This window comes from Acuticoccus kalidii, assembly GCF_021556395.1.
Taxonomy (GTDB): Bacteria; Pseudomonadota; Alphaproteobacteria; order Rhizobiales; family Amorphaceae; genus Acuticoccus; species Acuticoccus kalidii.
The window spans coordinates 1-13,367 of sequence record NZ_JAKGCS010000006.1; the positions used below are offsets into that span (position 1 = coordinate 1).

The following is a 13,367-nucleotide window of genomic DNA, read 5'->3' on the forward strand; positions in this document are numbered from 1 at the left end:
ACGGCTTCGCCGTCCTCCACTTCGTTTCGGCCCTTCGGGTGACGGCGCACGCCTCACGGCCCATGGCGGTCGCATGACGGCTCCGGAGGAACGACCCGGAGGGAACATGACCCGACTCTCCAAAGGAACGGAGAGGGCGCCGGCGGTGAAGTGAGGCGGGCCACGCCTGCGCCGGGGTGGCGGCACGGTGGCGCCCGCCGCCGCTCAGCGAAGGGCGGCCTCCAAAGAGGCGGTGAGGGGGCTGTCTTCGTAGACGTCGGCGACCTGGGAGATCACCACCGCCTCGGCGCCCTTGCAGCGCAGCCACGAGGCGCACGCCGAAGCCCGGCGGCGCGGAACGTGCAGCGTCAGCGGCACCGGCTTGTCGCCGAACGGGGCGACGGCGGCGAAGCGCGCCTCCGCCTCGTCGAGTACGGCGCGCGGATCGGCCACCACGGCGCGCAGCTCGAGGATCGACTGGGCGCGCATCTCGGCGGCGATGCGCTCCACGATGGTGCTGGCGAGGGCGCGCGTGGCGTCCGTCCACGGGGCCGTGCGGGAGGCGACGAAGAAGGCCTGGGACTGGAGGATCAAGCCGTCCGAGAGGATCTTGAGCTGGTTCGCCGCGAGCGTCGATCCGGTGGTCGTGATGTCGACGATGAGTTCGGCCGCGCCGGCCGCGGGCGCGCCCTCCGTCGCGCCGAGGCTTTCGACGATGCGATAGTCGGCGACGCCGGCCGCCGCGAAGAAGCGGCGCGTCAGGTGCACGAATTTCGTCGCCACGCGCAAGGTGCGGCCGTGGCGGGCACGGTGCATCTCGGCGACGTCGGCGAGGTCGGCCATCGTGTCGACGTCGATCCAGCGCTCGGGTACGGCGACGACGACGTCCGCCGGGCCGAAGCCGAGCGGGGTGACGAGATGGAAGCGCGCCTCGCGTTCGGCGAGATCGTCGATCGTCTCGTGGATGAGGTCGAGGCCGGTGAGGCCGAGATGGGCGTTGCCCTGCGCCATCTCGCGGGCAATCTCGGAGGCTGAGAGAAAGGCGATCTCGACGCCCGGCAACCCGCTGATCCGGCCACGATAGTCGCGGCCGCCGCGGGCGCGCTCGACCTTCATGCCGGAGCGGGTCAGGAAATCGAGTGCGGCGTCTTGGAGGCGTCCCTTTGAGGGGACGGCGAGGATGAGGTCGCTCATGCCGCGCCTTTCTCGGGAAGTCGGTCGAGCCAGACGGAAAAGCCGATCGCGGGGAGCGACTTTGCCGGATCGAGGAGGGCGATCAAGCGGTCATAGCGCCCGCCGGCGATGACTTCGGGCCCGGCCGAGCCCGCATCGGAAATTTCGAAGACGAAGCCGGTATAATAGCCGATGCGGCGGCCGAAGCCGGCGTCGAAGGCGATCGCGCCGGTGTCGATGCCGTGGGCCACCATCGCGTCCGCGCGTTCGGCGAAGCGCGCGATCGCATTGTCGAGCACGAGACCCTCGGTGCGGGCGAAGGCGGCGATCGTATCGGCCGCGCGGTCGAGCGGGGCGGAGAGGGCGAAATAACGCTGCATCGCGGCGACGGCGTCGGCATGGGCGCCGTTGCTCGCGGCCTGCTCCAGAATACGCTCGGCGATGTCGCGGCTCGAACGGCCGCCGGCCGGGACGTGCTCGGGGATGCCGATGATCGCATCGACCACGGCGCGCGCCTGGTCGCGGTTCATCTTGGCGAGGGAGGGGGCGAGGCGAGCGGCGATCCCGTCGCCGCTCTTGCGGGCGAGGCGGTCGAGCGCACCCGACAGGCGCGCCTCGTCGCCGAAGGCGGTGGTGAGGCGCGTGCGCCAGGTCTTCGACAGGCCGAGCGCTTCGGTGAGCGCGGTGAAGACGTTCTGATCGCCGACGCGGACCTTCGGCGCGAGGCCGACATCGGCGGCGCATTCGAAGGCGAGCGCGAAGAGGCGCGCGTCGGTCGCCATCTCGTCGTCATGGCCGATCCACTCGGTACCGGCCTGCTCGAATTCCGGTTCGCCGCTCGCCCGCCGCTTGCGGAAGATCTTGCCGCGATAGGCGTAGGCCATCGGCGCGTCGCGGCCTTGGCGCAGGTGTTCGAGGCACACCGGGATCGTGAAATCGGGCCGCAGGCACAAGGTGGCCCCGTCCGCCCCCTCGGTGAGGAAGAGGCGCTTGCGGAACTCCTCGCCGGCGAGCTCGACGAAGATGTCGGCCGGCTGCAACAGCGCCGGAAGGATGAGGCTTTCGCTCGAGCCCTCGAGCGTCGCCATCAGTTTGTCGATGCGATCGGTCACGTCAGGATTTCACGAATGGCGGCGGCGATGGTGGCGATGTCGGCGTCCACTTCGATCTGAGCGGGGCGCGCGGCGACCCACTCCTCGCGGTTGTCGATCGCCTCGGCGGCGCGCTTGCCGGCCGCGAGGTCCTTGATCTGGACCTTACCGCTCGCACGCTCGTTTGAACCTTGGATGACGACGCAGGGTGCGTTGCGCCGGTCGGCATATTTGAGCTGGGCCTTCATGCCGCTGTCGCCGATGTACATTTCCACCGGGACGGTGGCGCCGTCGGCGTTGAGGGCGGCGCGCAGCTTGGTCGTCATCGCCTGATAGTCGGGGATCGCCTCGCGATCCATCACGGTGACGATGACGGGGCCGGACTGGCGCGCGCTCTCCCCCTCCCGCGCGGCGAGTGCGGCGGCGAGACGGGACACGCCGACCGAGAAGCCCGTCGCCGGCACGTCCTCGCCACGAAAGCGGCCGACGAGCCCGTCATAGCGGCCGCCGCCGCCGACCGAGCCGAAGCGCACCGGGCGGCCGGCCTCGTCGGTGATCTCGAAGGTGAGCTCGGCCTCGAAGACGGCGCCAGTATAATATTCGAGACCGCGCACCACGGAGGGATCGACGATCACCCGTTCGCCATAGCCGGCGCCGGCGACGATATCGCCGATCGCCGCAAGATCGTCGGAGATGCGGCGCTCGGCGGCGGGGTCGAGGAGGGAAAGGACGGTCTCGGTCTGCGCGGCGTCGAGGCCGGCGCCCTTGGTGAAATCGCCGCTTTCGTCCTCACGGCCGGGGCCGAGCAGTTTCGCGATTTCGGGCAGCGGGAACTTGTCGGCCTTGTCGATCGCGCGCAGCACCGTGAGGCGGCGCGGGTCGTCGGCGGGAAGGCCGATCTCGGACAGGATGCCGTCGAGCACCTTCCGCGAGTTGACGCGGATCGCATACTCGCCGGGCGCGAAGCCGAGCGCCTCCATGGTGTCGGCGGCCATCATGCAGATCTCGGCGTCGGCGAGCGGGGAGGCGGCGCCGACGATATCGGCGTCGAACTGCATGAACTGGCGGAAGCGGCCCGGTCCGGGCTTCTCGTTGCGGAACACCCAGCCGGCGCGATAGCTTTTATACGGCTTCGGCGTGCGATCGAAATTCTCCGCCACCATGCGCGCGAGCGGGGCGGTGAGGTCGTAACGCAGCGACAGCCACTGCTCGTCATCGTCCTGGAAGGCGAAGACGCCCTCGTTCGGCCGGTCCTCGTCGGGCAGGAATTTGCCGAGCGCGTCGGCATATTCGATGAACGGCGTTTCCACCGGCTCGAATCCCCATCGCTCATAGACTGCGCGGATCGTTTCCATCATCGCCGCGGTGCGGCGGATCTCCGCCGGCGTGCGGTCGGCAAACCCCCGCGGCAGCCGCGCCTTCGGCCGGTTCGCCTTCGTCTTAGCCATTGTCGCCTCCGTTCGGCGCGAGGATGTACCGCGCAACGTCGCACGGCTCAACTGAAAGGACTTCAGTCACCGTGACGACCGACTATGCTGGGCCTCGCCAGAATGGGAGAGCCATGTGAGCGTCCTACGTGAGGATATGATCTTCGTCGGCACCGCCGAGGCGCCGCAATATTTGCGCCTCGACATGGCGAACCGGCACGGCCTCGTCACCGGCGCGACCGGCACCGGCAAGACGGTGACGCTCCAGATCCTCGCGGAAGGGTTTTCGCGAGCGGGGGTGCCCTGTTTCTGCGCCGACATCAAGGGCGATCTGTCCGGGCTCGCCGCGGAGGGGGAGCCGAAGGACTTCCTTCTGACGCGGGCGGAGGCGATCGGGCTCGGCGCGGACTACACGTTCGGCGCCTCCCCTGCGGCGCTCTGGGATCTCTTCGGCGAGGCGGGGCATCCGATCCGCACGACGGTTTCGGAGATGGGGCCGCTTCTCCTGTCGCGCTTTCTCGACCTCAACGAGACGCAGGAGGGCGTCCTCAACATCGCCTTTCGCGTCGCCGACGACGAGGGGCTCGCGCTGCTCGATCTGCGAGATCTGCGGGCCTTGATGGTTCATGTCGCGGACCAGGCGGGCACGCTGTCGAAGACCTATGGGCGCGTCTCGCCCGCCTCGGTCGGGGCGATCCAGCGGCGGCTTCTGGTGCTCGAGGAGCAGGGCGGCAATCACTTTTTCGGCGAGCCGGCTTTTGAGATCGTCGACCTGATGCGCACGGCGGAGGACGGGCGCGGCGTCGTCAGCGTCCTCGCCGCGGATCGGTTGATGGCGAACCCGCGGCTCTATGCGACCTTCCTCCTGTGGCTCCTGTCGGAGCTGTTCGAGGAACTGCCCGAGGTGGGCGACCCGGACAAGCCGCGGCTCGTCTTCTTCTTCGATGAGGCGCACCTTTTGTTCAACGACGCGCCGAAGGTTCTCCTTCAGACGGTGGAGCAGGTGGTGCGGCTCATCCGCTCCAAAGGCGTCGGCGTGTTCTTCGTCACCCAGAGCCCGCTCGATATTCCCGACACGGTCCTCGGTCAGCTCGGCAACCGGGTGCAGCACGCTCTGCGCGCCTATACGCCGCGCGACCAGAAGGCGGTGAAGGCGGCGGCGGATACCTTCCGGCCGAACCCGGCGCTCGACACGCAGCGGGTGATCACCGAGCTCGGCGTGGGCGAGGCGCTGGTCTCGACGCTGGCCGAAAAGGGGGTGCCGTCGATGGTGGAGCGGACGCTGATTCGCCCGCCGGCCGGACGGCTCGGCCCGCTCACCGCGGCCGAGCGGGAGGCGCTCGTCGCATCGAGCGCGATGGGTGCGAAGTACGACACGCCCGTCGACCGCGAGAGCGCCTATGAGATCCTCGCCCGCCGCGCCGACGAGACGGCGGCGCCGGCCGATAAGGGCGCCGATGCGCCGCCGCCTCCGACGACGACCGTGCCAGAGGAGACCGAGAGCGAGGGCTTTCTCACCTCAGCGTGGCGGATGGTCTTCGGTGGCGAGAAGAAGCTGACCGAGGCGCAGAAGATCGCCCGCCGGACCGCGCGGACGATGGCCGCCGAGGCGGGAAGCGAACTCGGCCGCGCGATCGGTGGAACGTCCGGCGCGCGGGTCGGGCGGTCGCTCGGGCGGGGGATCTTCGGCAATCTGTTGCGCCGCTGAGGGGGACGAAGGCGCCAAAGCCGGAACATTGTCGTCCGATCGAGACGCTTGCACGGATTATGGTGAGGAACGCTTCACTCCTCGTCCCTAGTCTGTTCCGCGCGGAACGGTCGCCCGTTCGCCACGCATCGTGACGTCGCGGCGCGAAAGCCTCTGGATTGACGGCATGACGGGCCCCGTTCGCCGCCCGATCGTGTAGACTGGCGGGCGTCGTTCGAGCGCGCGGCGAAGGATCGGCGTTCCGATCCGCACGTGGATCGGACGAGGAGACGATGATGGCGGTGATCATTCTGGGCATCGATCCGGGATTGCGGACGACCGGCTGGGGCGCGATCCGCGTCGACGGTTCGGCGCTCGCATTCGTGGGGTCGGGCAGCATCAGCTCGGACCCCGCCGCCGATCTCTGCGACCGTCTCGCCAGCCTCTATCAAGGCCTCTCGTCGATCCTCGCCGAGATCCAGCCCGACGAAGCGGCCGTCGAGCAGACCTTCGTCTCGCGCGATGGCGCGGCGACGCTGAAGCTCGGCCAGGCGCGGGGCATCGCGCTTCTCGCGCCGGCGATGGCGGGTGTGTCGGTCGCCGAGTACGCGCCCAATCTCGTGAAGAAGACCGTCGTCGGCGCGGGTCATGCCGACAAGCGCCAGATCCGGCACATGGTCTCGATGCTTCTGCCCAAGGCGACCGCCCGGACGGAGCACGCCTTCGACGCCCTCGCCATTGCGATTTGCCATGCGAGCCATCGCCGCTCGCGCCAATTGAGGCAGGCGGCATGACGGATGCCGTGCGGGTGGAGCGCCCCATGACGCCGCGCGCGGGGATTGCGGCATGATCGGTCGCCTCACCGGGGTCGTCGCCGAAGCCGAGGAGGTCGCGATCATCGACGTCCACGGTGTCGGCTACGAGGTGCATATGCCGAGCCGCGATCTCGGCGCCCTCGCGATCGGCGAGACCGTTACGCTCGTGATCGAGACGATCGTGCGTGAGGATCTTATCCGCCTCTACGGGTTCCGCGATCATGGGCAGCGGGACTGGTTCCGCCTCCTCCAGAGCGTCCAGGGAGTCGGCGCAAAGGTCGCGCTCGCGGTGCTGTCGGTGTTGCCGGGCGACGAATTGGCGTTCGCGATCGCCAACGGGGACCGGGCCGCCATCGCGCGCGCTCCGGGCGTCGGCAAACGGGTCGCCGAGCGGATCGCGACCGAGTTGAAGGCCCGCATTCCGGCGACGATGGGCACCGTCATCCCGGCGAGCGGCGGCGCGCCCCGCGGTGACGAGCCGCTCGCCGACGCGATCTCCGCCCTCGTCAATCTCGGCTATGACGAGACGAAGGCGCGGGCCGCCCTCACCAAGCTGCGCGCGGACGCTCCCGATGCAGGCGCGGCGGAGCTGATCCGCGCCGGTCTCAAGGCGCTCGCCGCGTGACCGTCTTCGTCGGACCGCACGCCACAGACCTTTCGCCCGCACCGCATCATGGTGGCATGTTCGGTCCGAACGGCCGCGTCCCCGCCTCAACCGACAGGAGCGCCCCATGACCGAGCGCGCCCTTTCCCCGGACGAGCAGCCCGAGGATTTCGACACCGCCTTGCGGCCCCAGCGTCTCGCCGAGTTCGTCGGCCAGCCGGCCGCACGCGCCAATCTCGACGTGTTCGTGAAGGCGGCGCGCACGCGCGGTGAGGCGCTTGATCATGTGCTTCTGGTCGGCCCGCCGGGGCTCGGCAAGACGACGCTCGCACAGATCGTCGCCAAGGAACTCGGCGTCAATTTCCGGTCCACCTCGGGCCCGGTGATCGCGAAGGCGGGCGACCTCGCCGCGCTGTTGACGAATCTCGAGGATCGCGACGTCCTGTTCATCGACGAGATCCACCGCCTGTCGCCGCATGTCGAGGAGATCCTCTATCCCGCGATGGAGGATTTCCAGCTCGACCTCATCATCGGCGAGGGGCCGGCCGCGCGCTCGGTGAAGATCGACGTCGCGAAGTTCACCCTCGTCGGGGCGACGACGCGGCTCGGCCTTCTGACGACGCCGCTGCGCGACCGTTTCGGCATCCCGCTGCGGCTCGAATTCTATTCCGTCGAGGATCTCTCGCGCATCGTGACGCGCGGAGCGTCGCTGATGGGGATCGCGACGACCGACGACGGCGCCAACGAGATCGCGCGCCGTGCCCGCGGGACGCCGCGCATCGCGAACCGTCTGTTGCGGCGCGTGCGCGATTTCGCGCTCGTCGGCGGGGCGGACGCGATCGATCGCGAGGTGGCCGACTCGGCGCTTCTGCGGCTCGATGTCGACGCGGCGGGCCTCGATACGCTGGACCGGCGCTATCTCACCCTGATCGCGGAGAATTATTCCGGTGGGCCCGTCGGCATCGAAACCCTCGCCGCGGCGCTCTCCGAGCCGCGGGACGCCTTGGAGGATATCGTCGAGCCCTATCTCCTCCAGCAGGGCTATCTGCAACGCACCCCGCGCGGCCGCTTGCTGACGGCGCGGGCGTTCGCTCATCTCGGCCTGCCGATCCCGAAGAGCGACGGGCCGCCGACACTCTTCGAGTCCTAGACGCCGAACCGGCGGCGCGCGCCTCTCCACTTCCGACCTCCGTATCGCGGCCCCGCCGCACCGTCCGCGCAACGTCAGATTGACGCAGGCGCGGTCGGTGCTCTTGCCGTTCCTCCTCGATACCGGGCGCCCGGCGGCTCGGGCGATGAACCCGTGTGCCGCCTTTTCCGTGGAAAGGCGACGGCTCGCATTCGCAGCGCCGTCCTCGGGCGGGGACGCGGCGCCGGCCTTCGGGGCTGCCGCGATGCGCAATCTGAACGCGACAGCGCCGCCAGCGGCGCGTTCCGGGTTGCGGTTCAACGGGCTTCGTGTTCAGGCTTTGAGGATAAGAATTAGGTGTGAGGGACTTGACCCATGAAGACTGCTCTATTGGCGCTCGCCAGCGCAGCCGCCATTGCCGTGGCGGCGCCGGCCGCGGCGCAGGACGACGTGAAGCTCGGTGTGCTGCTCGCCTTCACCGGCCCGCTCGAGAGCTTGGCGCCCTCCATCGCTGACGGTGCTGAACTCGCCGCGAAGGAAATTTCCGATTCCGGCCAGTTCATGAACGGCGCGACCGTGACTCCCGTCCGCGGCGATTCCACCTGCATCGATGCCGGCGCGGCCACCGCCGCGGGCGAGCGTCTCGTCACCTCTGACGGCGTCGCCGCGATCGTCGGCGCGATGTGCTCGGGGGCGACGAGCGCCGTGCTCCAGAATGTCGGCATTCCGAACGGGATCGTGATGATTTCCCCGTCCGCAACGTCGCCGGCGCTGACGAATGTCGAGGACAATGGCCTGTTCTTCCGCACCGCGCCGTCGGATGCGCGCCAGGGCGAGATCATCGCCGACATGCTGTCCGAGCGCGACATCAGCGAAGTGGCGCTGACCTACACCAACAACGATTACGGCAAGGGCCTCGCGGACTCGATCGCCAGCGCGTTCGAGGCGAAGGGCGGCACGATCACCATCAACGCCGCCCATGAGGACGGCAAGGGTGACTATTCGGCCGAGGTCGCGGCGCTCGCGGCCGCGGGTGGCGAGCTTCTGGTCGTGGCCGGCTATCTCGATCAGGGCGGCAAGGGCATCATCCAGGCCTCGCTGGATTCCGGCGCGTTCGACACCTTCCTCCTCCCCGACGGCATGGTCGGCGACGCGCTCGTCGCGGCGATCGGCGACGATCTCGACGGCTCGTTCGGCGTCCTTCCGGGCTCGGACAGCGACGGCGCAGGCGTCTATGCCAAGCTCGCCGAAGAGGCCGGCTTCACCCCCGGCGTCTATTCGGGCGAAGCCTATGACGCGGCGGCGCTCATCCTCCTCGCGATGCAGGCCGCCCAGTCGACCGAATCGGCCGACTTCAAGGGCAAGATCATGGACATCGCCAACGCCCCCGGCGAAAAGATCCTCCCCGGCGAGCTCGGCAAGGCGCTCGAGCTGATCGCGAACGGCCAGGATGTCGACTATGTCGGCGCGACGGCGGTGGAGCTGATCGGCGGCGGCGAGAGCGCGGGCAGCTTCCGCGAGATCGAGATCAAGGATGGTGCCATTCAGACGGTGAAGTATCGTTGATCAACGCTGACACCAACGCGGCCCGGGATTCCCGGGCCGCTTCCGTTATCACCCCACATTCCGACGCGATGATTGCGGTCGACCACCTCTCGAAGTGGTTCGGCGGGATCCAGGCCGTGCGCGACGTGTCGCTTTCGATCCGAAAGGGCACCATCACCGGCCTCATCGGACCGAACGGTGCCGGAAAGACGACGCTCTTCAACATCATCGCCGGGCACTACAAGCCGACTCACGGCACCGTGTCGCTCGACGGCGAGGACGTGACGGGGCTCGATCCGCACGACCTCTTCCGGCGCGGCCTGTTGCGGACCTTCCAGCTCGCCCAGGAGTTCGCCTCGCTGCCGGTGCGCGAAAATCTGATGATGGTGCCGCCGGATCAGCCCGGCGAGAATCTCGTCAACGCCTGGTTCCGACCGCGTCGCGTGGCCGAGGAAGAGGCGAAATTGCGCAAGAAGGCCGACGAGGTGCTCGACTTTCTGACGCTCTCCCACCTCGCGGACGAGCGCGCCGGCAACCTCTCGGGCGGCCAGAAGAAGCTCCTCGAGCTCGGCCGCACGATGATGGTCGACGCCAAGATCGTCTTTCTCGACGAAGTGGGCGCCGGCGTGAACCGCACCCTCCTCAACACCATCGCCGACGTGATCCAGACCCTGCACCGCGACGAGGGCTATACGTTCTGCGTGATCGAGCACGACATGGACTTCATCGCCCGCCTCTGTGATCCGGTCATCGTGATGGCGGAGGGGGCCGTGCTCGCTGAAGGCACGTCCGAGGAGATTCTCGCCAACGAGGCCGTGATCGAGGCCTATCTCGGCACCGGCCTCAAACATGCCCGCCCGCAACGGGGGGCGACCCCATGAGCTTTCTCAAAGCCGAGGCGATGCGCGGCGGCTACGGCAACGATGATATCCTCCAAGGCTGCACCGTGGAGGCCGACAAGGGCGAGATCGCCGTGATCGTCGGCCCGAACGGCGCCGGCAAGTCGACCGCGATGAAGGCGGTGTTCGGCATGTTGTCGCTGCGCGAAGGCCGTGTCCTGCTGGGTGACACCGACGTCACCCGGATGAAGCCGACCGAGCGCGTGCGCCACGGGATGAGCTTCGTGCCGCAGGTCCGCAACGTGTTTCCGACGCTCACCGTCGAGGAAAATCTCGAGATGGGCGGCTTCATCCGTGAGGACGACATCAAAGGCACGATGGACGAGGTCTACGCGCTGTTTCCGATCCTCGCCGAAAAGCGGCGCCAACCGGCGGGCGAGCTGTCCGGCGGGCAGCGCCAGCAGGTCGCCGTCGGGCGTGCGCTGATGACGAAGCCCACCGTCCTGATGCTCGACGAGCCGACCGCCGGCGTCTCCCCCATCGTGATGGACGAATTGTTCGACCGGATCATCGAAATCGCGCGGACCGGGATCGCCATCCTCATGGTGGAGCAGAACGCCAAGCAAGCGCTGGAGATCGCGACGCACGGCTATGTGCTGCAACATGGCCAGAACGCCTACACGGACACCGGAGAGGCGTTGCTCGCCAACCCGGAAGTCCGCCGCACCTTCCTCGGAGGTTGAACGTGGAAGGTCTCCTCAACGCCATCGTCCTCATCACCAATTTCGCGGTGGTGCCGGGCCTCGCTTATGGCAGCCAGCTCGCGCTCGGCGCGCTCGGCGTCACGCTCACCTTCGCGGTGCTGCGCTTTTCCAACTTCGCCCATGGCGAGACGATGTCGTTCGGCGCGATGGTTGCGATCTTCGTGACCTGGGGCCTCCAGGCCTATGGCGTGTCGATCGATCCGCTCCCGACGGCGCTTCTCGCCCTGCCGGCGGCGATCATCGTGACGGTCCTCTTCGTCCTCGGGACGGACCGGCTCATTTATCGCTTCTATCGCGACAAGCGGTCCGACCAGGTGGTGTTCATCATCGTCTCGATCGGCGTGATGTTCGTGATGGCGGGGCTGATCCGCTTCATCATCGGGCCGAACGATCAGATCTTCACCGACGGCGCGCGCTTCTTGATCTCGGCGCGGGATTTCCGCGACATGACCGGGCTCGACGAGGGCCTCGCGATCAAGACGACGCAGGTGATCACCCTCGCGACGGCGGCGGTCTGCGTTCTCCTCCTCTTCTGGTTCCTCCAGAAGACGCGGACCGGCAAGTCGATGCGCGCCTATGCCGACAACGAGGATCTCGCGACGCTCTCCGGCATCGATGCCGGCCGCGTGGTCGTGATCGCCTGGGCGCTGTCGGCGGCGCTCGCGACCATCGCCGGCACGCTCTACGGGCTCGACAAGAGCTATAAGCCGTTCGTCTTCCAGGAGCTGCTGTTGCCGATCTTCGCCGCGGCGATCGTCGGCGGGCTCGGCAGTCCGATCGGGGCGATCGTCGGCGGCTATCTGATCGCCTTCGCCGAGGTGTTCCTCACCTACGCCTATAAGCGCTTTCTCGGCCACATCCTGCCGGACTCGTGGATGCCCGACGGGCTCGCTCAGCTTCTGGCGACAGAGTACAAATTCGCCGTCGCCTTCGTGATCCTCGTGATCACGCTGCTGATCAGACCGACCGGCCTCTTCAACAGGAGGTCGACATGACCGGCTTCAAGCGGAACGTCCTGCCTTTCCTCGTCTTCTTCGTCCTCATCGTGCTGACGGGGACGTTGCAGAGCTGGTCGCTCGCCTTCTCGATCCTCAATCTGTGCCTCGTGTCGGCGGTGATGGCGCTCGGCGTGAACATCCAGTGGGGCTATGCCGGGCTGGTGAATTTCGGCGTGATGGGCTTCACGGCGCTCGGCGGCCTCGCGGTCGTTCTGATCGCGGCCGATCCGGTCGCGGCCGCCTGGCAGGCGGGCGGACCCGGCGTCCTCCTCGCGCTCCTCGTCATCCTGGCGACGGTGGTCATCACGCTCGCCGTCCGCCGGTTGATCCGGCACGCGGCCCTGCGGATGATCGCAACCGCGGTCCTCGTGATCGCCGGCCTCGTCACTGCCTCGATGGTCTTCGGCCCGTCGACCGAGGCGATCGAGGGGGTGAATCCCTCCCTCGCCGGTTATCTCGGCGGGCTCGGGCTGCCGGTGCTTCTGTCCTGGGTGGTCGGCGGGCTCTTCGCGGCGGGCGCGGCCTTCGTGATCGGCAAGATCGCGCTCGGCCTCCGCGCCGACTATCTCGCCATCGCGACGCTCGGCGTGTCGGAGATCATCATCGCCGTTCTGATGAACGAGGACTGGTTGGCGCGCGGCGTGAAGAATGTCGTCGGCCTGCCGCGACCCGTTCCCTACGAGGTCGCTTTGCGCGAAGAGCCGTGGTTCCGCAGCCTCGTCGACGCGTTGCCGCTCGGCTCGGTGGAGCTGTCCTCGCTCGTCGTGAAGGGGGCTTATATCGGCCTCTTCGTCGTCGTGCTCGCGATCCTTCTCTGGCTCGCCGAGACGGCGCTTCGCGCGCCCTGGGGCCGCATGATGCGCGCCGTGCGCGACAACGAAGCCGCCGCCAATGCGATGGGCAAGGATGTGAAGCGCCTTCACCTCCTCGTCTTCGTGCTCGGCTCGGCGGTGATCGGCATCGCCGGCGCGATGATGACGACGCTCGACGGTCAGTTCACCCCGTCGAGCTATCAGCCGCTGCGGTTCACCTTCCTGATCTGGGTGATGGTGATCGTCGGCGGGTCGGGCAACAATTGGGGCTCGACCCTCGGCGCGTTCATCGTGTGGTTCACCTGGGTGGAGGCGGAGCCGGTCGGCCGGATGGTGATCGATCACGCGACGGCTTGGCTCGGAGACGACTCCTCGGTCCGCAATCACCTCCTCGCCAACGCCGCGCAAATGCGCCTCGTGGTGATGGGCGCGGTGCTTCTCCTGGTGCTCCGCTTCTCACCGCGCGGGCTCATCCCGGAGACCGATCGACGATGACGTGCCGTC

Annotated in this window: 12 protein-coding genes; 9 read left to right on the forward strand and 3 right to left on the reverse strand. The window is 68.1% G+C overall.

Annotated elements, in window-relative coordinates; translation table 11 throughout:
- Positions 1-204 precede the first annotated feature (204 nt).
- Genes hisG through hisS form a run of 3 tightly spaced genes read right to left on the reverse strand, consistent with a single transcriptional unit; the run spans position 205 to position 3,691 of the window.
- Positions 205-1,173: an ATP phosphoribosyltransferase gene (gene hisG / locus L1787_RS01365; RefSeq protein ID WP_235706685.1), complete on the reverse strand. Its 969-nt coding sequence runs from the start codon at positions 1,171-1,173 to the stop codon at positions 205-207.
- Positions 1,170-2,240, reverse strand: a complete 1,071-nt coding sequence (locus tag L1787_RS01370) for an ATP phosphoribosyltransferase regulatory subunit (RefSeq protein WP_235706686.1) — start codon at positions 2,238-2,240, stop codon at positions 1,170-1,172. Before L1787_RS01370 ends, hisG begins: the two co-directional genes overlap by 4 nt.
- 20 nt (positions 2,241-2,260) lie before the next feature.
- Complete coding sequence (gene hisS, locus L1787_RS01375) at positions 2,261-3,691, reverse strand: histidine--tRNA ligase (protein ID WP_235706687.1); 1,431 nt, start codon at positions 3,689-3,691, stop codon at positions 2,261-2,263.
- A gap of 136 nt (positions 3,692-3,827) precedes the next feature.
- Between hisS and L1787_RS01380 the strand changes: the two genes are divergently transcribed.
- From L1787_RS01380 to L1787_RS01420, 9 genes are all read left to right on the forward strand, one after another.
- The gene (locus L1787_RS01380) at positions 3,828-5,378 is read left to right on the forward strand and encodes a helicase HerA-like domain-containing protein (RefSeq protein ID WP_235707147.1); all 1,551 of its coding nucleotides are present in this window, start codon (positions 3,828-3,830) and stop codon (positions 5,376-5,378) included.
- 272 nt (positions 5,379-5,650) lie between these two features.
- Complete coding sequence (gene ruvC / locus L1787_RS01385; protein ID WP_235706688.1) at positions 5,651-6,151, forward strand: crossover junction endodeoxyribonuclease RuvC; 501 nt, start codon at positions 5,651-5,653, stop codon at positions 6,149-6,151.
- Positions 6,152-6,203: 52 nt separating this feature from the next.
- The gene (ruvA, locus tag L1787_RS01390) at positions 6,204-6,797 is read left to right on the forward strand and encodes a Holliday junction branch migration protein RuvA (protein ID WP_235706689.1); all 594 of its coding nucleotides are present in this window, start codon (positions 6,204-6,206) and stop codon (positions 6,795-6,797) included.
- A gap of 106 nt (positions 6,798-6,903) precedes the next feature.
- Positions 6,904-7,926 (forward strand): Holliday junction branch migration DNA helicase RuvB, encoded by a 1,023-nt coding sequence (gene ruvB / locus L1787_RS01395; protein ID WP_235706690.1) that lies wholly within the window; start codon positions 6,904-6,906, stop codon positions 7,924-7,926.
- Between the two features lie 354 nt (positions 7,927-8,280).
- A complete protein-coding gene (locus L1787_RS01400; protein WP_235706691.1) occupies positions 8,281-9,471 on the forward strand; it encodes an ABC transporter substrate-binding protein in 1,191 nt (396 codons plus the stop codon).
- 68 nt (positions 9,472-9,539) lie between these two features.
- Positions 9,540-10,331: an ABC transporter ATP-binding protein gene (locus L1787_RS01405; protein WP_235706692.1), complete on the forward strand. Its 792-nt coding sequence runs from the start codon at positions 9,540-9,542 to the stop codon at positions 10,329-10,331.
- Positions 10,328-11,032: an ABC transporter ATP-binding protein gene (locus L1787_RS01410; protein ID WP_235706693.1), complete on the forward strand. Its 705-nt coding sequence runs from the start codon at positions 10,328-10,330 to the stop codon at positions 11,030-11,032. Before L1787_RS01405 ends, L1787_RS01410 begins: the two co-directional genes overlap by 4 nt.
- A 2-nt stretch (positions 11,033-11,034) precedes the next feature.
- Positions 11,035-12,048, forward strand: coding sequence for a branched-chain amino acid ABC transporter permease (locus tag L1787_RS01415; RefSeq protein WP_235706694.1), 1,014 nt, complete (start codon positions 11,035-11,037; stop codon positions 12,046-12,048).
- Positions 12,045-13,358, forward strand: coding sequence for a branched-chain amino acid ABC transporter permease (locus tag L1787_RS01420; protein WP_235706695.1), 1,314 nt, complete (start codon positions 12,045-12,047; stop codon positions 13,356-13,358). Before L1787_RS01415 ends, L1787_RS01420 begins: the two co-directional genes overlap by 4 nt.
- Positions 13,359-13,367 lie beyond the last annotated feature (9 nt).